17 protein-coding genes and 1 riboswitch are annotated in these 24,154 nt (G+C 40.6%); of the genes, 8 read left to right on the top strand and 9 right to left on the bottom strand.

Going from position 1 to position 24,154, the window contains the following annotated elements; translation table 11 throughout:
* Positions 1–425: 425 nt before the first annotated feature.
* A complete protein-coding gene (locus J7E38_RS07265; RefSeq protein ID WP_214706173.1) occupies positions 426–6,536 on the bottom strand; it encodes a DUF4350 domain-containing protein in 6,111 nt (2,036 codons plus the stop codon).
* A gap of 265 nt (positions 6,537–6,801) precedes the next feature.
* Between J7E38_RS07265 and J7E38_RS07260 the strand changes: the two genes are divergently transcribed.
* The 4 genes from J7E38_RS07260 to J7E38_RS24060 all read left to right on the top strand — a co-directional run bounded on the left by J7E38_RS07260 (position 6,802) and on the right by J7E38_RS24060 (position 11,501).
* On the top strand, positions 6,802–7,977 hold the full coding sequence (locus J7E38_RS07260) for a HupE/UreJ family protein (RefSeq protein WP_214706169.1): 1,176 nt from the start codon (positions 6,802–6,804) through the stop codon (positions 7,975–7,977).
* Positions 7,978–8,155: 178 nt separating this feature from the next.
* The gene (locus tag J7E38_RS07255; protein WP_214706167.1) at positions 8,156–9,958 is read left to right on the top strand and encodes an LTA synthase family protein; all 1,803 of its coding nucleotides are present in this window, start codon (positions 8,156–8,158) and stop codon (positions 9,956–9,958) included.
* Between the two features lie 253 nt (positions 9,959–10,211).
* A complete protein-coding gene (locus tag J7E38_RS07250) occupies positions 10,212–10,907 on the top strand; it encodes a C40 family peptidase (RefSeq protein ID WP_214706165.1) in 696 nt (231 codons plus the stop codon).
* 352 nt (positions 10,908–11,259) lie between these two features.
* Positions 11,260–11,347, top strand: a riboswitch (cyclic di-GMP riboswitch).
* 19 nt (positions 11,348–11,366) lie between these two features.
* Positions 11,367–11,501, top strand: coding sequence for a hypothetical protein (locus J7E38_RS24060; RefSeq protein ID WP_285291713.1), 135 nt, complete (start codon positions 11,367–11,369; stop codon positions 11,499–11,501).
* A gap of 129 nt (positions 11,502–11,630) precedes the next feature.
* Here the strand turns inward: J7E38_RS24060 and galE are convergent, their stop codons facing one another.
* From galE to J7E38_RS07225, 5 genes are all read right to left on the bottom strand, one after another.
* Positions 11,631–12,614: a UDP-glucose 4-epimerase GalE gene (galE, locus tag J7E38_RS07245; RefSeq protein ID WP_214706163.1), complete on the bottom strand. Its 984-nt coding sequence runs from the start codon at positions 12,612–12,614 to the stop codon at positions 11,631–11,633.
* Between the two features lie 357 nt (positions 12,615–12,971).
* Positions 12,972–14,462, bottom strand: a complete 1,491-nt coding sequence (glpK, locus tag J7E38_RS07240) for a glycerol kinase GlpK (protein ID WP_214706162.1) — start codon at positions 14,460–14,462, stop codon at positions 12,972–12,974.
* A gap of 645 nt (positions 14,463–15,107) precedes the next feature.
* On the bottom strand, positions 15,108–15,446 hold the full coding sequence (locus J7E38_RS07235; RefSeq protein WP_214706161.1) for a hypothetical protein: 339 nt from the start codon (positions 15,444–15,446) through the stop codon (positions 15,108–15,110).
* 588 nt (positions 15,447–16,034) lie between these two features.
* Complete coding sequence (locus J7E38_RS07230; protein WP_214706159.1) at positions 16,035–16,388, bottom strand: hypothetical protein; 354 nt, start codon at positions 16,386–16,388, stop codon at positions 16,035–16,037.
* Positions 16,389–16,548: 160 nt separating this feature from the next.
* Positions 16,549–17,100 carry a competence protein ComK gene (locus J7E38_RS07225; RefSeq protein WP_214706157.1) on the bottom strand — a complete coding sequence of 184 codons (552 nt, stop codon included), beginning with the start codon at positions 17,098–17,100 and terminating at the stop codon, positions 16,549–16,551.
* A gap of 661 nt (positions 17,101–17,761) precedes the next feature.
* On the opposite strand from J7E38_RS07225, the gene J7E38_RS07220 reads away from it, so the two are divergent.
* The gene (locus J7E38_RS07220; protein ID WP_214706154.1) at positions 17,762–18,253 is read left to right on the top strand and encodes a sigma-70 family RNA polymerase sigma factor; all 492 of its coding nucleotides are present in this window, start codon (positions 17,762–17,764) and stop codon (positions 18,251–18,253) included.
* Positions 18,254–18,523: 270 nt separating this feature from the next.
* Here the strand turns inward: J7E38_RS07220 and J7E38_RS07215 are convergent, their stop codons facing one another.
* A complete protein-coding gene (locus J7E38_RS07215; protein WP_215038283.1) occupies positions 18,524–18,790 on the bottom strand; it encodes an IDEAL domain-containing protein in 267 nt (88 codons plus the stop codon).
* Positions 18,791–18,954: 164 nt separating this feature from the next.
* A complete protein-coding gene (locus tag J7E38_RS07210) occupies positions 18,955–19,656 on the bottom strand; it encodes an N-acetylmuramoyl-L-alanine amidase (protein ID WP_214706152.1) in 702 nt (233 codons plus the stop codon).
* A 335-nt stretch (positions 19,657–19,991) separates the two neighbouring features.
* Between J7E38_RS07210 and J7E38_RS07205 the strand changes: the two genes are divergently transcribed.
* The 3 genes from J7E38_RS07205 to pgaD all read left to right on the top strand — a co-directional run bounded on the left by J7E38_RS07205 (position 19,992) and on the right by pgaD (position 23,478).
* Entirely contained in the window at positions 19,992–21,626 is a 1,635-nt protein-coding gene (locus J7E38_RS07205) for a bifunctional metallophosphatase/5'-nucleotidase (RefSeq protein WP_214706151.1), read from the top strand.
* Positions 21,627–21,861: 235 nt separating this feature from the next.
* Complete coding sequence (gene pgaC, locus J7E38_RS07200; RefSeq protein WP_214706150.1) at positions 21,862–23,100, top strand: poly-beta-1,6-N-acetyl-D-glucosamine synthase; 1,239 nt, start codon at positions 21,862–21,864, stop codon at positions 23,098–23,100.
* Between the two features lie 9 nt (positions 23,101–23,109).
* Positions 23,110–23,478, top strand: coding sequence for a poly-beta-1,6-N-acetyl-D-glucosamine biosynthesis protein PgaD (pgaD, locus tag J7E38_RS07195; protein WP_214706148.1), 369 nt, complete (start codon positions 23,110–23,112; stop codon positions 23,476–23,478).
* Positions 23,479–23,501: 23 nt separating this feature from the next.
* Here pgaD and hxlA read toward each other — a convergent pair whose 3' ends face one another.
* A complete protein-coding gene (hxlA, locus tag J7E38_RS07190) occupies positions 23,502–24,128 on the bottom strand; it encodes a 3-hexulose-6-phosphate synthase (protein WP_214706146.1) in 627 nt (208 codons plus the stop codon).
* Positions 24,129–24,154 lie beyond the last annotated feature (26 nt).

Genomic DNA, 24,154 nt, shown 5'->3' with positions numbered 1-24,154 from the left:
AATAAAATAATTGCACTTTCATCCAAATTTTGGTGTAAATCCCCCATACTTCTCGCTACCTTGATCTCCTTCGACAAAAGAGCCGGGACATGCATGTAGAACCAACTGGTAATTTGTAGAAACTTTTGTTGTTTGATTTTTTAAAAAAGGCGGTATATAAGGATTACAGAAGCAAAAGTAAAAAAAATACAGTTAATAAGGAGTGTTTTACATGAGAGTAAAAGCAGGAAGCTGGAGCATGTTGAGCCCGGAAGAAAAATTATTATTGTTAACTGTCATTAGCAATCAAACAAAAAAGCAGCGTGAACATGAATAATGAAAGTGGTGTGGATGCAACTGGTATGAGCATAAATAAAAGATTGGCGCTAATAAAAAAGACTGCTATGAAGAAACATAAGGTTTCTCATATGCAGTCTTTTTTATTTTTATCTTCCTTTTAACACCGTAACAGTAGCTTGAGCCTCTGTTGTATTTCCGGCCTGATCAGTAGCTAGATATGTGATGGTGTAGATGCGTCCATTGCCTTTTCCGTTTCTTTCGGAACGAAGGGCAAAATCCGTATCTAACGTTTTATATAACGCTCCACTTATATCACTGATGTCTGCGTTTACTTCATTAACCGTGATTGATTCCAATACTACCGAACTTATTCCTGATCTGGCATCACTGTAGTCTAGCAATGCCTTGATATCGACTAGCTTGTGATTTGGCACAAGGAGGGTTGGCTTATCTACTGAAACAGATAATTCAGGAGCTGTTTGGTCGATCTTAATCTCCTTCATTTTCGTTTCTTCCACATTTCCTGCCCCATCTACACTTTGGTATTCAATCTTGTAGATTCCATCGGACGTTAATTGCAATGCATCTGAGTACGCTGTCCACTCTCCACCATTAATACGATATTGTGTCGTCTTAACATCCGTCATCGAGTCTGTGGCAGATAGAGAAACAGTCACATCAGAGGTATACCAGCCGTTTGTACCTGTTGCGTTTTCAGGGTTTACCGTAACGGATGTTTCTGGAGCAGTCTTATCCACTTTGATTTCAATGGACTTGATCTCTTCAACATTTCCGCTAACGTCTGAACCATGGAATTCGAGAGTGAAAACACCATCCTTATTAAATTGGATAGCTTCTGTATATTCCAACCATTCTCCACCATTAATCCTGTATTCTGGTGAATTCACACCTGATTCTTCATCTACTGAAGTCAGTGTGACAGTGACATCGGTTGTGTACCAGCCGTTATTGCCAGTAGGACTTTCAGGATTTACTGTTGCTGTAGTGACAGGTGCTGTTTTATCTACCTTTACAAGTTCTTTCGTATCACGTACACGAATCCTTGTACCTTCCGCGAAAGAGCCTGATAAACCGACTGCCTCTAAAGTATCCCCTACTTTCAGAACTGGAACTGGTCCACTCTGGTTAGTGATATAGCCATCTGTAAATACCAATACATCGCCTGACCCGTCGTTGATGATATAAGAGTTGGCGTCAAATTGGGAAACAACTTTACCTGTTACTTTCACAAGAAGCCCCTGGTTAGCATTAGAAGTAGCTTCGCCAGTAGCTACATCTTTTGGTTGGATTGGGTCTCCCTCACTAATTTTGATTACGTCTTGATCAAACTTCGCAAACTCGATTTCCTTGTTGTTATCGAATGTGATGATATGTCCATAGATACGGACCTTATCACCAGGCTTCAATGATCCTGCAGGAACTTCCTGGAAAGCCATGATTCCGCCAGTTTCATCCTGTACATAGAATGCGTCAAAGAAAACTCCGGCTCCGGTTGTGACTGTTCCTTCAATCACTACAGGTGTATCTTCAGCAAGGTCTCTTGCATCACCAATTGAAGAAACTGTTGTTCCGCGATGAGCAAGCCAGTTTACCGCGTTCAGCGCAAATTCATCATTGCCTTTTGGCTCATATGATTCATCGAGCTGCTTATCGTTAAAGATATTCATTCCTGATACGATAACCCTGCCATTTTCGCCGATTTCCTCGGAGGCAATTAACGGAATAGCTGAGCCACCGGTTTCATCTGAAACATCATCGTAAGTATAACCGCCTTTTACGCTTCCCTGATAAGTAGTTTCGTTTCCTCTTGCAAGGATTGTAACCTTATCACTATCTGTCAACGGCTTGTTATCAGCTCCTGATAAGCTTCCACCGCTATAGTAGTCCAGGAAGGATACCCGGTCTGTGATGTAATTGGAGACAGGCTCAGGGAATACCCTTACCGCAAACGGACTCTTACTTGGATCGCTCCAGAAGTTTCCGTCTTCACTTACATCAAAAACTCCGTCATTGCCCATTCTGATTTCGGTACCAATCTCACTCAACATTGCATTATTAATCGTAGGATCTGTACCATAGTTACTCTTGCTCGCCATTAGGACTGATCCGCCGTTTTTAACGAACTTCGCGATTGCTGCGCTTTCGTCCGCCGTATAAGCATATTTTGGATGCGTAATGACCAGAACATTTACATCACTGAGTAAAGCATCCGTGAAAGTTGCTTTATTTTCGGCAACTGTATATCCCTCTTTTTGCATCATTGTTGTGAAGGATTTCAGGTTATCCTTATAGGATCCGCTGTCACCACTTGTGTTCTCATTGCCATGCTTGGCATCGATCATTACTTTTATGCCTAGCGGTTCTTTAATTTTCACTTGTAAAACAAAGGTTGAATCACCAAGGTCCAGTCCATCCAATGAGGTAACAACCGCGATGATTTCGTGGTCTCCCTTCATCGGGCTCTCCCAGACCGCAGAAGCCGTTCCCACACCTTTTGGAATGATGGAAGAAATCGTTTGTGAACCGATCAGGTTTGCTTCTTTAACCTCATCATAATAAAGCTCCACTTTTATATTCTTAACTTCTTGTGTTCCATTATTGCTTACGTTGGATTTTAACGTCGCTGGATTTCCTTCGATGATGACATCTCCCTCGACATCAATTCCATTTACTTTCACATCCACAGCTTCTTCTTTTGACCAGATTGGAGCGGAGTACATCTGCTCGCCATCCTTTTGGGTTACTTTTACGACAAACCATTGCTGTCCGCCAGTAACTGTATAGGATGGATCCCAGGTAAACTCTTTTTCCATAGGGGTAATAGAATCTACAACTTTTCCGCCATTCGTGATCAGTTCTACTTTTTCAATTCGGTCGTCGGATTGATAATCAGCTGCCAGGTAGTCATATTCTGGTATGCTCCTCGACTCTGCGACAAAGTCACTGCCCGAAATATCGAACTTCAATGATTTGCTGTCAACTGTTGAACCCATGTAGAATCCATTTGCTTTCACATTGAGTGTGAAGTTTGGATCTTCAACCATGTAGACTCGCATATTTCTCATTGAGTGAAGAAGGGATTCTTGAGTAAGGTCCTCAGCGACGATTACCGTACGGGCTCTTGTTTGTCCCCAAGTACCTTCATGGTTGTCCTCACCATAAGTCGGTGCCACATGCCAGCCTAAATCAAGTACTGAGAAAAACTTCTTTTCCGCATTAGCGTAACCGTAGTGACCTGAACCGTTACCAACTTCCAACATTGTAAAGAGCTTGTCTGCTCCTTTATCGTAAGGTTTAAAGTTGTTAAACGCATTTTTTGACATATCCGGATGGTTGAACTGCCCGACTATGTCATCGTATTTCATGACCCATGCGTAATAATTGTTTAAATCCTGATATGTTTTTCCATTAATATTGCGATCGATGAAGTTCTCTGTCCCAAAGATATTTGAGTGTCCCCAGGTAGTGGCAGTCATTTCAAACGCAGGGAATACCACGAACTCATCATTTTTGGTGTAGTCGGCAGCAAGTTTTTTTGTTAACTGCCAGTCTGCACCGCCTTTTCTTTCCTGCATTCCGTCACGATCAACTGTATCCTGTCCAAGCAAAGACGGATCGATGTCATGTGAGTGATCGGAGAATGCAAACCAGTCGTAGCCGTACTTCTTGCCTGCTTTTAAAGCATCCTCAGGTGAACCCGCACCATCATGTGAAATATTTGTATGGTTATGGGTTGTACCACGGAAATGCTGTCCGCCTTCAAAGCGTGGCACTACTTCGAATGTCCATTCATACGTACTGTTGTTTTTTCTTGAATCGCTTGCTGTTACCTTAACGGTATGAACACCAAGAGATAGATCTTCAGCAGGAACGAATTTCACCTGGCTCTTTGAGATGGTTGCCGAAGTAAGTTCGCTGCCATCAAGCGAAACTTTCACACTTGTTTCATCCACACCGCTTGGATCCTCGAGCAATACCGAGATTTCAGGGCGTGGACTTTCAACTTTCGATCCTCCTACAGGAGTTTCGCTGTAAATTCTTGGCCCTTCTTCATCCAAAACCACTTTCACCTGAAACGGAGCATCCTTTGTACCAGATGTCTTAACACTTTCTCCTGCTTTAACTTCAATAAAATAATCGAATCCATCCGCAGGAACTTGAGATGCTTCCAAAACCGCAGTATATCGGCCATCGCTGCCGGCAGTCATAGGGAGAACTGTATACTCAGCGGTATTTTTTGCCTTGTAGTATACGGCAGCTGACTCTGCGCCGCTGGCATTTGCTACAAACTCAATATGAGTATTTTTATAGACTTCTGTTAATGGTGTATGTTCTACACCCAGTTCACCTGCAATATCTTTCTTATCCCGAGGGAATACTTGATATCCGTTTGTATGTGATGTAGTAGAAGATGTATATTGGCCAACAATTCCGGTTACTGAATAGCTTTTACCGATTACAAGGTCAGTATCCGTATTGATTCCTGTTGCTGACATGACCCTGACAGTTGTTGATTTATTATTTTCATCCACTAAAGTAACATTTACATTACCTGAACCAGAAACAGCGGAAACTTTACCAGTTACCTTTACCAGGCTGCCTTCCAAAAGCTCCGCTACAGTAAACGTGTTTAATTCCTGAATCGTCGTTTCCTTTGCTGCTGGAAGAGTTTTACCTTCGCCAACTCTAGTAATGGCAGTAGCTTCTAATTCAGTTAGTCCCTTATACTCAATGACTTTACCTGTGATTCGCAGCTTATCCCCGCGTTTAATTGTCAACTCTGAATCATAGTTGCCAAATATATTGATGCCGCCTGTCGCATCCTGGATATAGAAGTTATTCTTCTGTGTCCCCATTATTCCATTATCAACAGTGACAACACCTTCGACAGTGAAATATTGATTAAGATTTGTCAAAAGCCCTTTGGAATCTGTTTGTTTTACAACGTTCAAAGGAGTGACAGCGTCTGTATCTGCCTTTTCAACAGAGACAGGCGAACTTTCAAGCATAATCCCATTCGCACTGCTTGATTGCTGGGTCACATAAACTGTTTCAGGTGCGTTGCTAAAGGTGATTGCACTGAATCCGCCATTTGACATGGCTTCGGTGACCTCAGAATTAAGGCGCTCCGCTTTATTTGCTGATGAATCAGGGTATACATTGATCAGGGAATTACTAACAGCTGCTCCCTCATTTCCGATCAATGTCCCATTTCCGTTTTCATCAACACTGTAGCTAAGATTTTCAGCATTAACGCCCTCACTGGCAGTGGCCAGATTTATTTCGACCGCATTACTTTCTTTTTTTCCAGCCTGTGTTGCAGTGATAAAGATTGAAGATAAATTCTTATCTGTTATGAGGCTTACTTCAAAAGAACCGTCTGCTTCTGCTTTATTAGAGCCTAGGACAGTACCTTTTGAGGAAGTTTCATAGATTTTAATATCTGAATCTGCCAAAACAGCTCCAGGGTTTCCGATTACTTTTCCGTTAGAACTATCAAGTGTAAATTGAACATTGTTTCCTACCGGCTGCAAACTCTTATCAGATTGCATAGGCGGCTCTACAGGACTTACACTGTTCTTTGGAACTGGAGTTGCATTAACAATATCAGACACATTATCATCTGTATCCCATGCATTCCCTTTACCGGTTGCCGGATCCACATTGGCATATGGTCTCCGTTGGGCACTCGTTTGATTCGTTAGTGTCGCAGATGGTCCCGTCCCTTCAAAACCAACCGTTCCTTCACCGAAGCCAATAAAATCAACAATGTTTTCAGGATATTGACCGGAAACAAGATCCGTATTATTGACCAAAACCACTTTCCCTTTTGTACTGCTTAAATCAAAGGATGAATCGTTTGCATCGTACTGAGGAAGTGGTTTATCAGTGACCGAAGTCCCTGCTTTTCCTTGTATTAAGTAATAACCATAAGGTTTGATTACTCCGTTCAAATCAATTTTTTGCCAAGAGGTCCCTGTACTGCTGGCTTTTTGAATTGACCAGCCTTCTAGAGAAATCTCCTTTTCTGTCGGGTTGTACAATTCTACAAAATCGTTTGAGTAGACTGCATCCTTATTCCCACCCCCGCCATAAACTTGGCTGATTACAAGATGTTCAGCAATGGAAGCGCTTGCTTTTAGTGCGAGGCCACCTGGAAAGAAGGTGCTGACAAGCAATAGTACAGCCAGAAACAAGCTCGTCCGCTGCCTGTAGATTCTCTTTTTTCTCTTCATTGATTTACCATCCTTTCTTCTATGATTTTTCCCCAAACTCTTAAAATAAGAAAGATATAATTCAGAAGATCATCGACAACCTTTCTATTATGTAAGTTTAATAGCAATTTAATTTTACAGAATTTTTAAGGCTAATGATATAACTGGAAATAAATAATTTTCAAAAATCTCTTGTTAAAAGTTCCGCAACCTTCTATACACCTATAGGAATTTATGATTATATTAAGTTGTTTGTACTATTTGATCATTTAAGGGAGGATATAAATTGAAAGCAGCAAGCGGCAAGAAAAAGATGAAAGTATTTTTTTATTTTCTATTATTATTTATTTTTACTATCAACTCCTTCCCATCCTTGGCGTCTGCCCATCCATACAGTGCAAGCTTTACAACGATTGAGTTTAATGAACAGGAAACGAAATTCGCATTCTCGGTTGACACTTTATCCATCCTTGAACTTCAGGAGGATATCGATCAAAACAAGGATCAAATTCTACAAGAAAAGGAAATTGCAGATAATCAAGACCACATTGTAGAGTTCCTGACCCATAGCGTAATACTCGACAAAAATAATGAACAGCAAGAGCCAGAACTAATTGATATAAAAATCGCTAAGAAAGACAATAAAGAATTTCTGACGTTATCCTTAAAATATCCATCATTTCAAGCCGGTGATACCATCACGGTCAATGATGGACTTTATGGAAACGATCCAAATACAAACTATGTTAATTTACTCTCCGCTTCAGTTAATGGAGAATCAAGTCAAGCAGCACTACAAGGGGAAAATCGTTCCTGGACCATTCTGCTTACAGAGGTACAGCAAGAACAACAAGCAGCAGGAGAACAGAATAATCAATCTACACCTACACAAGAAACAAAACCTGAAGTACAAGCTTCATCATCCTGGTTATCATTTTTTCAGCTGGGTATGTCTCATATTTTAACCGGCTATGATCATCTTTTGTTCCTATTCGCATTACTGCTAAGAAAACAGACGTTCAAACAATATGCTTTAATCGTTACATCCTTTACGGTGGCTCACAGTATTACTTTGAGTTTAGCAGTATTGGGAATCATGGATCTGCCATCAAGAATTGTAGAATCCTTCATTGCATTGAGCATTATTTATGTAGCGGTTGAAAATATTCTTAAAAAAGAAGTAAATCACCGCTGGGGATTAACATTTTTGTTTGGGCTGATTCATGGGCTAGGATTTGCCAACATCCTGCAGGAAATGAACCTGTCTAAAGCAAACCTTGCTTCAGCATTAATAAGTTTCAATATCGGAATTGAAGTGGTTCAGCTTGTAATTGTTCTGCTTTTACTTCCATTGCTTAGCTATCTTCACCGTCTGAAAGCTTCCTCCAAAATAATCAAATACGGATCCATCGTTATTATTCTTTTTGGAACATATTGGCTCGTTCAGAGACTATTTTCTTAAATAATTGAAATTAAGCCCTGCAGATTGGCTGCAGGGCTTTTATTATTAGCTAAGAATTTTTATAATGTAGATTCTTCAGATTCCTAAACAGAACCAAATAACATTCATCGTTTAACTAAACAATTCCTGGTCTACACTGATTGCCATAAAGTAATTTTCCGAATATGGAGGTGATAAGGTGAAAAAGTTCTCTTTTCTAGCACTCCTGACTATATTTTCTCTTGGGATTAAATCACTCTATACCCGCTTCGAGATTCTGGGCACCCTGGATGCAAGCGGAGCAGCAATGGAAGTCTCCTTCTTAGTAATATTCTTTTTGTTAACCAATTTATTAAATAAAAAATTATTAGTTTATTTGATTCTAAACATAATCGGCTCTTTCTTTTTTTTAACAGCTGTTATGTACTTTGACTACTACAATTCACTCGTTACATATAAATCCCTGGCACAAGCTGGTCAGCTTGGTGATATCCGGACCAGCATCTACGCATTATTCAAAGCAAAATATTTATGGTTTTTCTTAGATATTCTGTTCATGTCCTTACTATGGAAGTATACAAAAGAACTTTCAGAAAAAATAATACGAATCCAAAGTAAACTGATTGTTATACTCGCAGCAATCAATATCATATTTCTTTCCATTAGTTTTTACAGAGCCTCACAGCAAATCAGCGAAATAAACCAATACAATACAATAGGGTTCTTTGCTTATCAATTAATGGAAATCTCTTCTGAAACCAGTACTTTATTCAGGGGAGAGAGGGATATAACTCCTGAGTTGGTTGCCAGCAAAAAACCATCACACTTGAACACAAATTCAAAGTTAAAAGGAATCGCAAAGGGTAGAAACCTGATTATCGTGCAATTGGAGTCCGTCCAAAACTTTCTGCTCAACAAACGTATTGAAGGAGCCGAGATCACCCCAAACTTGAACCGGCTGATCAAGGAGTCATATTATTTTCCGAACTTCTACACTCAGGTAGGCAAGGGTAATACATCAGATGCTGAATTCCTGGTTAACAGCTCCATATATGCACTTGGCAATGAACCAATGTCCACTGCCATTGCAGGCAAGGTTGTACCGAGTTTACCCAGACAATTGAAACAGGCTGGTTACTATACAGCGACTTTCCATGCTAATGAGGTTTCCTTTTGGAGCAGAAAAGAGATGTATGAAGCACTGGGTTTTGAAAAATATTTCGATCAAGACTACTTTGGAAAAGAAGATTTTATAGCTTATGGTGTATCCGATGAAATTTTATATAAAAAGACGGTCGAAAAATTGGCGGAAATAAAAGATAAGAAATTCTACGCTCACATTATCGCTTTATCAAGCCATTATCCTTACGATCTACCTGAAATCAAAAGCCAATATACAGTAGCTTTACCTGAAGAGTATAATGAGTCAATTGTCGGATCATATATCAAATCTGTCAGTTATGCTGACTATGCATTTGGAATTCTCGTTGAAGCACTTAAAACCTCTGGCCTGTATGACGATTCAATGATCGTAGTTTACGGTGACCACCAAGGTGTCCAGACCCAAAACAAAAAAGATACCACACTTGTTAATGAACTTCTTGGCCATGAATATCATCCCATATTAGATCATTTAAATGTCCCATTCATTGTAAAGATACCAAATCAAAAAGGAAAAACCGTTAACTCGGTTGGCGGCTTGATTGACGTCAATCCTACTATCGCAAATTTATTGGGACTTGATCTGGGCAAAGACGTTATATTTGGCACGGATTTGATCAATGCTACCTCCAATACAATCGGTATTCGCTTTTATGCTCCAACCGGAACATTTGTGACAGATGAATATGCTTTTACTCCGGGTAAAACGAATGACAGCGGTCTGCTGACATCCATATCGGATAGACTTGAAAGTGGAGTTACCGAAGAAGCGAAAGATGAATTAAAGAAAATTATCCATTACATGAAATTATCAGATGATTATGTACGTTCTTTTAAATAAAATGCTTTATGCGAAACTGGCCAGGTCGATGGTATCCTGGCCAACTCTATTAACTATATTAAATAAATGAGCTTCCGTAACGGTTCATTTTATCCAAAATCTTTATCATTCGATATAATTTTCATCAATCGTTATATTCTTACATGGAATTACTGTCGGAATTTGTAATATAAATGTAATTTTCCCGTTATTTGTTTGTAACCCCTTTCGCTATATACTAGGTTTAACTTAAAACAAACGGGGGTAAAACTACTTGTTAAAGAGAATTCTTGCATCCATGTTACTCTTCACTTTAGTAGCCACTGTCGCACCGTCTATGGATAAAGCATCTGCTGCTGGAACAACTTATTATGTGAAAATCAATTCCGGCACATTGAATATGCGCAATAAACCTTCTACTTCTGGAAAAATCGTTACCAAACTATCTAAAAATCAACTTGTAACAGTTGCTTCCCAATCAAAAGGATGGGCAAAAATCTCATCAAAAGGGAAAACTGGTTTCGTAAGCTCAAAATATATTGCACCTAAAACCACTAAAGCAGTAGTAAAGAAAACAGCTGTAAAAAAATCGGCTGTCACTCCTGTTGATAATTATAAAGCAAATGCTATCTCAGTTGCCAAAAGCAATATGGGAGTGAAGTATAAATGGGCAGGAAACAATCCGAGCGGATTTGACTGTTCAGGTCTAGTAAACTATTCATTCGGCAAGGCTGGAGTAGATTTACCACGCACAGCTGGGGAAATGTATAATGTCGGAACCAAAGTCACATCATACCAACCTGGCGACCTACTATTCTATGCAACTAGCGGTGGAAGAAAAGTTACCCATGTAGCTATTTACATTGGAAACGGCCAAATGATACACTCAGCAACCTCAAAAGGTGTATCAATCGCAAGCATCAATAATCCATATTGGAAGCCAAGATTCATTGGCGCTAAAAGATTATAACAAAAAAACGCGGCTGAATTAGCCACGTTTTTTTTTATGTAAAAGGCCTTTTAATCCTTCTACCCAGATCAATAGATATCAATCCGTATTTATCGGCATATCGATGTCCTTTTCAAGTGCTGTAAATCCTTTTCTTTAAGTAGAGGCCGAAAATTGTTGATAATCCTATCAGTCCAAGAATGACTGTTTTGTCCGTATTCACTTCTGGTTCGGACAGTTACATTGAAGATGGTGATGAGATGGCCTTACTAAAACAATTTTTTTGTCAATGAATTAAAGATAGCGATGATTGTATTCAAAAGAGAAATTCGTGACAAAAGACCTATTGATTGTTTTTTTACAATTAAGATATTTTTAGATAGGGCAAAATCATTGAAAAATGATGACGCAAAGCTACAGGGACCTCTTCCACTACAAGGAAAAGTCAGCCAGCTACCCTCAAACAGAAGGAGAAATAGGATGTCAAACAATTGGCTTACACCAGAGGAAATGCAAAGGAAAAAAGCAAGACAAAGAAATCTCTTATATGCTGGATTATTATTAGCCACTGTGCTGATCAGCGCGGCTTTAACGATACTTGCTAATCAGATTTAAACCTTTGCAAAAAAGCTCCTTACTTTATTTGGAGCTTTTTTTCTTAGGGCTTTTTTCACGGATCTTTTTTCATAGAGATCTTTTCGCCTGATTTGAACCCTACGCTGACTGATCCGTTGTTATTTGAATTCAATAGCCCTTAGGATTCTTTTGAAACCATTTCCAGGCACTCTCAATCATCGTTTCAAGTGCAGAATATTTCGGCTCCCAACCGAGTTCTCTCGCTGCTTTTTCCGATGAGGCAACTAGCCTACCCGGGTCTCCCTCACGTCTAGGTGCAACCTCAGCTGGAATCGCCTTGCCTGTGACCTTCCGCGATACCTCTATTACTTCTTTTACAGAGAAGCCGTTCCCATTCCCCAGATTATAAACAGTGCTGGATTCGCCCTCACGCAATCTTTGGATAGCGAGTATATGGGCATTCGCAAGGTCTGTTACATGAATATAATCACGAATACAGGTGCCATCCGAGGTATCGTAGTTGTCGCCGAATATCATAATTTTTTCACGTTTGCCCTGTGCAACCTGCAAAATAATTGGAATTAGGTGGGTCTCAGGCTGGTGATCTTCGCCAAGCTTACAGTCGAGATCTGCCCCGGCAACATTAAAATATCTAAGTACAACATGCTGGATACCATAGGCTTGCTCAGCCCATTTAAGCATTTTTTCGATTGCCAGTTTCGTTTCCCCATAAGGATTGGTTGGGTTTGCCGGGATAGTTTCCTTTATTGGTACCAAGTCTGGCTCCCCATAAACCGCTGCCGTGGAAGAGAAAACTATTTTTTTCACATTGTGTTTTGTCATTGCCCTCAAAAGTGAAATTGCTCCTCCGACATTGTTATCATAGTACTTAAGCGGCTCTTTCACACTTTCGCCAACAAGAGAATCTGCAGCAAAATGAACAACTGCCTCAATTTGATTTTTCATGAAGATCTGATTCAGGAATTCAGAATCCCTTATATCCCCTTCAAAAAACTTAGCTTCACTTAATACGGCTTTTTTATGCCCTTTTAGCAGATTATCGATGACTACAACTTCTTCTCCGCGTTTCAAAAGCTCCAATACAGTATGACTGCCAATATAACCCGCACCGCCAGTAACCAAGACTGCCATAAATAATCCCTCCCAGTAAGATATTTATTTATCTTTACTGGGAGTCATACAATTTTTTATAAAATTATGCAGTATGATAGCGTCTTATTTAACGTTTTTATGTAGAAACAATTCCTACTCCTTCATGCCTTGGGTTAGACATATACCGAATATGTGTAGGGTATCATCACCTCAGTTTTTTAAAATTCCACATTTTTATAGCACTTATAAAATAAGAAATTTTTTACCACAGATAAAAAGGTAGTAAACGCACTGTGCCTATCCGAAAAAAACAAAAGAGACCAGGAGACAATACCTCAAATCGGGGTACCTGGACTCTTTTTATGCTCTCTTTTCTCTTAGAAAACTTTTGCAACATTATTTAAACGCCATCGCTGCATTAACTGCCTTTTTCCAGCCGCTGTATAGATGCTCCCGATTTTCTTCAGACATCTTTGATTCAAACTTCCGGTCAATCGCCCACTGAGAAGCAATTTCCTGCTGGCCGCTCCAATATCCAACCGCAAGACCTGCCAGATATGCGGCTCCAAGGGCAGTCGTCTCGTTGACAACCGGCCTTTCGACAGGCACATTGAGGATGTCGCTCTGGAAGTTCATCAGGAAGTTGTTCTTCACCGCGCCACCATCGACGCGCAGTGTTTTCAGCTCGATACCCGAATCGGCTTCCATTGCGGACAAGACATCCTTTGTCTGATAGGCCAGTGACTCAAGGGTGGCACGGACGAAGTGTTCCTTGCTCGTTCCGCGGGTCAAGCCGAATACCGCACCTCTGACATCGCTGTCCCAGTATGGAGTTCCCAGGCCAACGAATGCAGGCACCACATAAACTCCATCTGTGGATTGAACCTTTTCAGCATACGTCTCGCTATCACTGGCGTTTTTAAGCATCCTCATTCCATCACGCAGCCATTGGAGTGCCGATCCGGCGACAAAAATACTGCCTTCAAGCGCGTATTCCACCTTGCCATTCAAGCCCCAGGCGATGGTCGTCAACAAACCGTGTTCGGACTTCACCGCTTTCTCGCCTGTATTCATCAGCATGAAGCAGCCGGTGCCGTACGTATTTTTGCCCATGCCTTCCTCGAAGCATGCCTGCCCGAACAAGGCAGCCTGCTGGTCACCCGCTGCCCCTGCTATCGGGATTTCCTTGCCGAAGAAATGGAATGGCGCTGTTTTGGCATATACCTCAGAAGATGGCCGAACCTCCGGCAGCATTGACGCTGGAACGCCGAGGACATTGAGAATTTCTTCGTCCCACTTCAATTCATGGATATTGAACATAAGTGTTCGTGAGGCATTGCTGTAGTCTGTCACGTGAGCCTTCCCGCCTGAAAGCTTCCAAATCAGCCATGTGTCTATCGTGCCGAACATCAGCTTGCCTTCATCAGCTTTCTCACGCGCACCATCCACATTATCTAGAATCCATTTGACTTTTGTTCCTGAAAAATATGCGTCGATCAGGAGACCGGTTTTTTCACGGAAAAGGTCATTATGGCCGGCAGCCTTCAACTCATCACAAATCCGGCTCGTCTGCCGGGATTGCCAGACAATTGCGTTATAGACAGGCACCCCAGTTTCTTTATCCCAGACAACTGTCGTTTCCCGCTGGTTCGTAATCCCGATTCCAGCAATTTGTTCAGGTTTTACATTCGATTCCGAAAGAACACTCGCAATCACAGCCAAGATAGAACCCCAGATTTCGTTGGCGTTATGTTCAACCCAGCCTGGTTTCGGAAAGAATTGAGTAAATTCCTTTTGCGCTACATGTACGATTTTACCTTTTTTGTTGAAAAGAATCGCCCTTGAACTCGTCGTCCCTTGGTCCAATGATAATATAAACTTTTCCATCCCTGATTCCTCCTCTATAATTGAAAAAGGAGAACCCATACAGAAGCTGCCCCGGCAAAAGGATTTGTCTGTGTGATTCTCCCCGACTCCATCACGATGATTAACTTACTTGCAGTATACATGACACAGAAATCGCTTTCAATCTTTTTGGTGAATTTCAGATTTTACATAAGGCAATCTCTCAAGCCCGACCAATCCACGAGATTAATCAAACGGTTGATTAGCTTTCATTCGTTAAAAGTCGATATAACAAATCTTTTTAAAATTCAACCACGATGATCGGTTTTTTCTTAGAATCTAGCCATTTAAGAGTTTAGATGAGGTTTGTTTCGCTTGTTGCTACGCACCCAAGAGTATACTTGGTTTTATTTGTTTTCACATGCAGGAAGATTGTTCCACATGAACAGATTGATTTTGAGACTAAGTATAATCTATAATCCAAATGCCATGCATCGATGGCAAAAAGAACATTATATTCGTAAGCGAAGGGTCAGCTTCTAAGTCCGGCAGGTTAAACACACAAATGTTATTCAGTGACCAGTCCTGGCTTTCCAACAACACCTGGATAGCCACCGAAGGAAACTAGTAATGCCAATTCTTCTGTAGTGTATGCTAAAAGAGGTTTAGTTTAATGATGTCCTTTCATTACAAAAATAAAGTCTTAAGAATGAAGATAATAAACTTGTAAACATAAATACTTACAATCATGAATAAAAACAAAAAAATGATCATTAGTAACTTTCTTGAAAACCAATTGTATCTGGATATTCTTTTATAAATATATGGACCGATCCCGAGCAGGGAAGCAAAAAAGACATTTATCGATTTCTGATATAAGGTTTCAGGTTTTTCATAAATGCTCCAGTCGTAATATTCAATCATCACACTTCCTAAAAGCAAGATTGTCAAAGCATACGCACCTTGGATCCCGGCCCATGCTGCCAGAGTATAACCAATATTAGTTATCATTACTTCAGCGTTCATTCATATTTCACACCTCTATTTTTTCTATTCTATTTAAATCAACTTCCAATTAACTTGCCTGCTTTCCCTCCAAAATCTTTCACTTCATCTCCATATTTCACACTGACCACCAATAAACCCTCCTGCCGCAGCTCCAATAACTGTTCCGACAGGTCCACCCAAACTGCCGATTACTGCTCCTGCTTTTTGCACCGCCCCCGATTGCTCCAAAATCTAATGTTAAATTCCTATCATTCTACCAAGACTCTCTCCCATCCCCTTATCAGAAGAAAGGGGACCTGCAAATTCTGATAGTCCTGATACAACTGAGATGGTATTACCAACTACAGGGATTCCTTATCCCATTTTAGTAAAACCCTTGTCTTCCATTATGTTACGTGCCACCTCTTTTGAATCCAGTTCGATTCGACCAGTAATGGAGTCAAAAAGTGTAGAGCCTTTCATGAAATTAGCATTCTTCGGGAAGCCAGGAGCATGCTTCAAAATTGCAGACGGGTTATAATAAGTGGCAACAACTTTATGCAAATTTTTCATAGTAATTTAATCAAACGTTTGTTTAATATTTGCCTTATAGGCCTCATTTATTTTTCACCTATAATACTCATTTGGTATTTCAATAAACAGCCCAATAATCAACACGAGCAGTTGATAAAATATGATACTCCCAATGATCATTACTATAACAGTCCCCGTCATATACAGCTTTCTTTTCCACCAAGGATATTTCAGGAGTTTTTTATAAATGTAAGGTCCTGCACCGATTAAAACCGCCATGATGAAATTAACTGTTTTCTGATATGTTGTTACTGGTTGTTCATATGTTCCCCATTCATAGTAATCCATCATGACACTACCAAGGACAAGAACTGTAAAGCCAAATGTGATTTGAGTAACAAACCACATCACAATAGCAGAGTCCAAATAAAATAATAGTTCATCCAATTCGGTCGTTTCCTTTCATTTCTGTTTTCCCACTTCAACTTATAAACTAGCATTTATTGTAAGTAATTTTAATATCCTATATCCATCTCTTAACAGTCAAACGAAACCACTGACTGCATAGAAAAACATCCACCCCTAAAGAATGGATGCTTTTACAATCTTACTTGTTTATTCTATACCGGTTAATCCCTTCTCCTTCACAAATCACCAGACCCTTCTTAGTCTCGACACAAAAGGTTAGCATGCCCTGGGAATTTTTCACCATTTCTTCTCTCAGGTCCTTCGCTTTCTGTTTTCGATCATTGAAAGTGGATTGCTTCATATTAACCACGAATGTATGATTATAGCTTAGATATACTTCAGTTTTTCGGATTCCAATGGGTTTCGTTTTGCGGACATGTTCTAGTGAAAACCAGATGCAGAAATCATGATTGTAAGACTTGGTTGGAAATAACCAGATTCCAAGGTTGCAGTTGACCTTTATCGGGCACATATTGATATCTCCAAGTATCTCCCTGGCACTTTTCCGTCCAGCATGGAAATCAGACCCGAGCCCAAGCATCGTTTTGTTGATCACTTCGATCGGCTTCATATTGACGAGAAATGTGTTCTCTCCTTCAATTACTCTTGTACATAACTTTCCGTATTCGTTATACTCTCCTGTCAGCAACACTGTTTCCTGATTAATCTTATAATCATCCAATAGGCTCACTCTTTAGCCCTCCTATGTATTGCGTTCTCCGACAAAAAAGGTATACTAACAGAGTTGGCATACCCAACACCCTGTCCTCAGGACGTCCGCACGACTTTTCCTGGGGACTTTTATATTATATTGATCACATGAAAACCTCCTGTCCAGTTAACAGGGTCACGTGGGTTTATGTCTTGATGTTGGATAGAACCCCTATAGGTATTATTATATTAATCTTGGCATTTAAATGTAAATCTGTATTTTTGTGTGTCATTAAGTCTAGTACTTATGAAATATTGCTAATTTTTTATTTTATTAGTATAATAAAATATTCAACGGACCTGTAATCAGGTCCGTTTTTTTCGTTTCTCTGCCAAAAAACAGGAGGATCAGCATCCTTATTACTATAGATGTGTTGATAACATAACACTAAAATTTTTTTCTGCAATTGACTAAAAAGTTTCACAATTCAACCTGAACTGTTTCTCCTAATTGCACTTAACTGACCCATACTTCAGGAAATGACTTTGAAAATTCAATTTTGAAGCATTTTTTCATCAATTTATGCCTTTTTGCCTTCCAAAACTCATTTTTCGCGATTGGTGTACGAGCCATCTCCAGGAGTATCGTAAAGCTACCCGGGAATACCATGGAACGCGCGCGATCCCGAAAGGATTGCAAAATGGAAGGCTTTGAACAATTGGCTAAACAATATGAACCAATGATCCATAAAATTATCCGCTCGCTGAATATCTACAAAAATAAAGAAGATTACTTTCATATTGGCCTTGTCGGTCTCTGGGAAGCAGCAGAAGCCTTTGATCCTGAAAAAGGCGAGTTCACCAATTATGCTTATTCGTATATAAAAGGACAAATCCTGAATGAAATGAACCGAAACATCCTATTTGAAGAACGGAGCATTCATCCAAAAGAGGAATACTGGGATTCAGTCGAAGAAACGCAGCCAGACCAGCCGCTGGAACTTGAGTTTTTGCTCAGCTACTGTCAGGAACTCACTGAAAAAGAAACAAAGTGGGTCATCTACACCTGTCTCGATTTCCTATCTGTCAGAGAAATCGCTGAAAAGGAAAATGTGTCTATTTCAGCGATCAAACAGTGGCGAAGCGGTGCTAAAAAGAAACTTAAGGAGCAATTATTGGAGGTTGTTGAATAATCGAGGCTAGTAACCTGGAGAAAAAAGCTTTTCTTCTAAATTAAATTTATGTTATTGGCGAAGTTCACAAATTTATTGGCGAAAATCAATTTTTATTGGCGAACTGGAAATTCGGAGCACTTTTTTCCAGTTGGTTCAACAACTTATTCAGCTCAATCGAACTTGACCATTATTGCAAGCTATCCTTCTCGACATTCAAAAAGCCTGAAACCATTTATATTCCTTAGGTTCCAGGCTTTCTATATAATCCAAATACTATTCCATTTCACCTTACAAAGCATCCTTCCAGTTTTCAGAAGTCAATTCCATGAATCTCTTTTTATCCTTTTTAGCTAGAGCTTGGTCGATTTCCACTTCTCTTCTTTTCTTCAGAAACTCATTCTGAACCTTTCGAATGACTTTGTTTGCTCCATCGGTATACCTTGTCTTTTCACGAAGCAGAATCAGCTCAGTATTGTCAGTATCATGAACGGCATCCATATACATATTCAAGTTCATTTCCTGTTTATAAGAGTTCGAATTCTTATCATTATTCATCATCAATCCCTGCTTTCTGTTTGGGTTTGGTTGTTACATACTATTTACCCAAATTTCAAGAAAAATAACGTGTTTGTGAAGTTATCTCGTAGTTCCGAAATTTTTCATAGTAACCATTCATAATGTCCCACTTGCTATATATCAAAAAAGAGCAGCCATAAAAGCTACTCTCCACTCGACATTATTTTTTCCCATTCAAACAAACTGCCAGGGTCTGTTTTTCGTTCAGGCGCGTATTCGTCATGACCGATAATATGGTTTCTATCTCTTTTTATCATTGAATTCCTCGCCATTATATCATCTATCAGGAGATTAAGAGCTTGATATTGTGCTTCTGTGTAGCCGATAAGTTCTGAAGGGATTTTTCTGTAATACTCTGAAGACATCATCTGTTGCATTTCTTCTTCCGTTCCAATGGCCATTAACTCAATACCGATTGAGTATTTATTTAATAGATCCTCGTATTCCGTGTATCCCTCTATATTCCCTTTGCCTGCATGACGGGCAGCCCGGTTTTCCGGCAATAAGTGATATATTTCTCCATTACGGTCGATCATGTAATGAGGAGATACATTGTAATCAATAAAAATCTTTCTGATGTCTTCATATACATAAGGATTATCAGGATTGTTCGCAGCATTGCTAATGAAATGCAATACGATATGGGTAGGTATATTGCTCCGCGGCACAAAGTTCATGTTTGGCATAAAGTCTTTATTGACGGCAATTCTAGTTTCAGTACGTATTGCAGTTGTCACTTTGCTCTCGGCCTTGACCACCGTTTCCTCTTGAATTCCATCAGAGCATCCGCTCAGAATTAAAGACAGCAGCAGCCCTAACTTTATTAGCTTCCCCTTCTTTTTCATCGTTTTCCCCCAATAATCTATCTATATTTCAAAATAATTCGCCATGATATTTGAATCCCCTTTATCAAATCTTTCAATTTTTTTATCGGTGTAATATATAACAAGGTTAACTCCATATTGAGTATTATTGAAATACTTATCTATCAATGAAAGTTATTAATTCCTTTTGATATAAATTCTTAAATCAATCCTTTTCAGTTAGGTCTTTAGTACTAAATTAATGAATTTTCACTTAATTCACTCTATAAGAAAATAAATTTGGTAGAATTAAGATGTTTGGCATGGTAACTAGTTTAGTAGCAAGATCACTTTTGATTACGAGGAGGAAACTGTTAATGAATCACCGTAACAAGTTCTACCGCAAACTTTTATCAGTAGCTGCATCCGCTGCTCTTTTGACATCCATTGCTGTTCCTGCAGCGTCGGCGAACATGAAGGGCAAAAAGCCTGGCAAACCTTACGAGTTAACAGTCATGCATACCAATGATACGCATGCGCATTTAGACTCAGTTGCAAAAAGAATTTCGGCGATTAATCAAGTGCGCGAAGAGAACGCCAATACTTTATTATTAGATGCCGGTGATGTCTTCTCAGGTACCCTCTATTTTAACGAGTTTCAGGGACTGGCAGATTTGGAGTTCATGAATCTGGCAGGATATGACGCCATGACCTTTGGAAACCATGAGTTTGATAAAGGAACATCCACTCTTGCTAACTTTGTAAAAGAAGCGGAATTCCCATTTGTTGATGCAAACGTAAACTTTGATAATGACGAAAATATGAATATGCTAACAAATAATGAATTCTCTACTAAAGCAAATGACGGCGAAGTCTACAAAGGCATCGTAAAAGAGGTAAATGGTGAGAAAATCGGTATTTTTGGTCTTACGACTGCTGAAACAGTAGATATCTCAAGCCCTGGAGAGGGTGTCGAATTCACTGACTACATCAATGAGGCAAAAGCTGCAGTTAAATCATTCGAGAAGCAAGGAGTCAATAAGATTATTGCCCTGACTCATATCGGTCTGAATGATGGCGGCGGGGACAATGACCTGACACTGGCTGAGGAAGTAGAAGGTATCGATGTCATCGTCGGCGGTCATACTCATGTTCAGTTGGACGAGCCAATTTTAGTAGAAGCCGGCAAAGAACCGACTGTCATCGTCCAGGCAAATGAGTATGGAAAGTTCCTTGGTACCCTGGATGTTAAGTTTAATAAAAATGGCCGTGTTATCGAATATGCCGGCGAATTGTTGGATGTGAAAAATTTCGAAGATGATCTAAAAGCAGCTAAAATCCTGAACGAAAAGTATAAACCTGCTGTTGATGAAATGAAAAACACAGTAATCGGTACAACCACTGTCGATTTAATTGGTGGAAATCCTCCTGCGAGAACAGTTGAAACGAATCTTGGAAATCTGATTACCGATGGAATGCTCGCAAAAGCCAAAACAATCAACCCTAATACAGTTATCGCAGTCCAAAACGGCGGCGGGATCCGTACTTCCGTCAACGCGGGAGATATTACAATGGCAAAAGTACTTGAAGTCATGCCATTCGGAAACTCTTTAGGAATCATGCAGCTGACAGGTGCTGAAATCAAAGAAGCACTGGAGCACAGTGTCAAGGATGCCCCCACAGCGTTCGGTGGATTCCTGCAAGTGTCAGGCTTGAAATTCACCTACGACAGCTCGCTTCCAGCTGGCCAGCGTGTCCAGTCAGTTGAAGTGAAGGAAGACGGCGTCAACTACGTAAGTCTGGACCTTACTAAAACATATGCAGTGGCAACAAACACTTTTACTGCTAAAGGCGGAGACGGATACGACGTATTTGGAAAAGCTTATAGCGAAGGACGTGTGAGCGAACCTGGTTTCGTCGACTGGGAAATCTTCACTGAATATGTGAATCAGCAAGAAAACAAGACAGTAAGTCCTTCGGTTGAAGGTCGTATTATCGACGTAGCAAACTAATCAAGCAGTGCCCAGCAAACCGTGATGGTTGCTGGGCATTTTTATCGTGATGCCAATATATGTCCAGCCTTTTCCTACTTCACCTACCTTCTTCTAGTTTTTGACCCTAAGTTTAACTCTATTCCGCTCCATAATTTGGCAGCACATTCACCGCCAAAATTAGATTGCTATTCTAACATCCACAAAGTAATATTCTCTTATTACAACTCACATTTTTAATAGGACGGGTGCAAATTTGATCAACTTCTTAGTATTGTTTCTATTTTATTATCCTCTGGTCATGGGAATTGTTTGGATTACGGGAAGTTTAATTTATTACGTAAAAAAAGAGAAACAGGATATTCCCACCCAACACAAGATGGAGGACCTTCCCTTTGTTTCCCTGCTGATACCGGCCTCCAATGAGGAACAGACAATCGAGGAGACAGTGAAATTTGCATCAGAGTTCAATTATCCCAATTACGAAATCATTGTCATTAATGATGGAAGCAAAGACCGTACGATGGAAATACTCAAGTCGTTGCTGGTTTTGTATCCGAAACTGCGCATCGTCAATGTCGTGAATAATAAAGGCAAAGCGAATGCCCTGAAGCAGGGGGTCCTGGCTTCCAAAGGCGAACTCATCGCGACGATTGACAGTGACGCCATCCTCGATAAGGATGCGTTAAACTATATTGTCCCTCATTTCATTACACCGAATAACGGGGAAAGAGTTGGCGCGGTGACAGGCAATCCCAGGATCCGCAATCGGACAAGCCTGCTGGCGAAAATCCAGCTGGTAGAATACGCGAGCATAATCGGCCTGATAAAAAGGACACAGAGGGTGCTCGGGAAAGTAATGACGGTTTCTGGGGTGTTTGTTGTTTTTCGTAAAAAAGCTCTGCTGGACGCTGGGATGTGGGATACCGACCTGATCACCGACGACATCGGGATCACTTGGAAGCTGCAAAGAAGGTTCTGGGATGTCCGGTACGAACCAAAGGCACTTTGCTGGATGCTCGTTCCGGAAACCTTGAGGGGGATCTGGAAGCAGCGGTTGCGATGGACACAGGGCGGCATCGAAGTCATCCTGCGCCACATGGATATCTTTCTCGACTGGCGCCAGCGCAGATTATACCCTGTCTATATCGAGCAGGTGCTTAGCGTTGTCTGGTCGATCACCTGGTTTATCTCTCTGTTGATAATGCTGTACAACTATATATTCCATCAGGAATTCATCCTGCCAACATTATGGATCGGAAACTACTTATCTATTATTTGTCTGCTGCAATTCCTGGTCGCCCTTTATATTGAGAGGAAGTATGAAAAAGGGATCCTGAAATACATGCTGTGGGGGATCTGGTACCCAATCCTTTACTGGCATATCAATGCCCTGCTTGTCATCAGGGCACTTCCTAGAGGATTAAAGATCCTCAGGAAAAATAAAAACCAATTCGCAACCTGGGAGAGTCCGGACCGTGGGCTCCACCTTTAAGGAGATACCATGATCATCAACAGCAAACAGTCCAAGCCGCGAAAAACTATCGACCTGCTATTCACTTTTTTCGGCTGGCTCTTTCTCATCCTGTTCTTGTATAACTTCAGCTCCCATTTTGACCGAGATCTTGATTTTACCTTTCTCGAATTAAACTTGGATAATGCAAACTCCATCCTGCTCATCACCTTCCTGGTGGTCATCACAAGTGCTGTTGCCTTGAGCTGGTGGAGTTCCTATAATAAGCGGAAGTTCGGCCCTCTAAAAAGAAGGACATTTCCACCACAAACGAACGAAAAAGACCTGGCTGAGTATTTTCAGCTGACAGAAGTCGAACTGGAAATCATTAAAAAAGATAGCTATATTGAACGAACCTAAAAACAACGGGACGGTTATTCCATTCACAATCGTCCCCTTGTTTTACTTCTCAGTCTTCTGCTTGCTTCCTCTGGATTGCTGCTCCCGGTGATCGCGCTCCCGACGATTGCGATATCGATTCCTTCAAGCAGACCAATGGTGTTCTCTGAAATCCCGCCGGCAATGGCGACCTCCACACCTTCCATTCCTTCTACGAGTCGGTTCAGTGAAGAATCAGCTAGCGAGCCTTCCTTTTGCATGTCCTTACCTATATGAAGGCAAAATAGATCCACGCCCAATCCTCGCAGCTCTTCGGTCCTCTCTTTTGAATCCACGCCAAGCAAATCGATCATAACCCTTTTACCAAACTTCTGAGCAACCGCCAGTGTTTCTTCAATCGTCTTGTTATGGGAAAATGCCATCACGGTGATGATATCTGCACCAGCTTCAAACGCTTGCTTTGCCTCGTGCCGGCCTGCATCACAGGTTTTCATGTCGGCTACAATCGTTTTATGCGGATAAGCCTGGCGAATTTCCCGAACGATGGCCATCCCATATTCTTTGATCACACCTGTGCCTAATTCAATCCTATCGATATTTTCTGCTGTTTCTTCCAAAATCGAAAAGCATTGTTCTCTTGTTAATCGGTCTAGTGCAAGCTGAATCTTCATAGCTGCCTCCTAAAATAGCAAACATC

Source organism: Bacillus sp. ISL-35, from assembly GCF_018613355.1.
Lineage (GTDB): Bacteria > Bacillota > Bacilli > Bacillales > Cytobacillaceae > Mesobacillus.
This window is presented reverse-complemented; position numbering and strand designations above follow the sequence as displayed.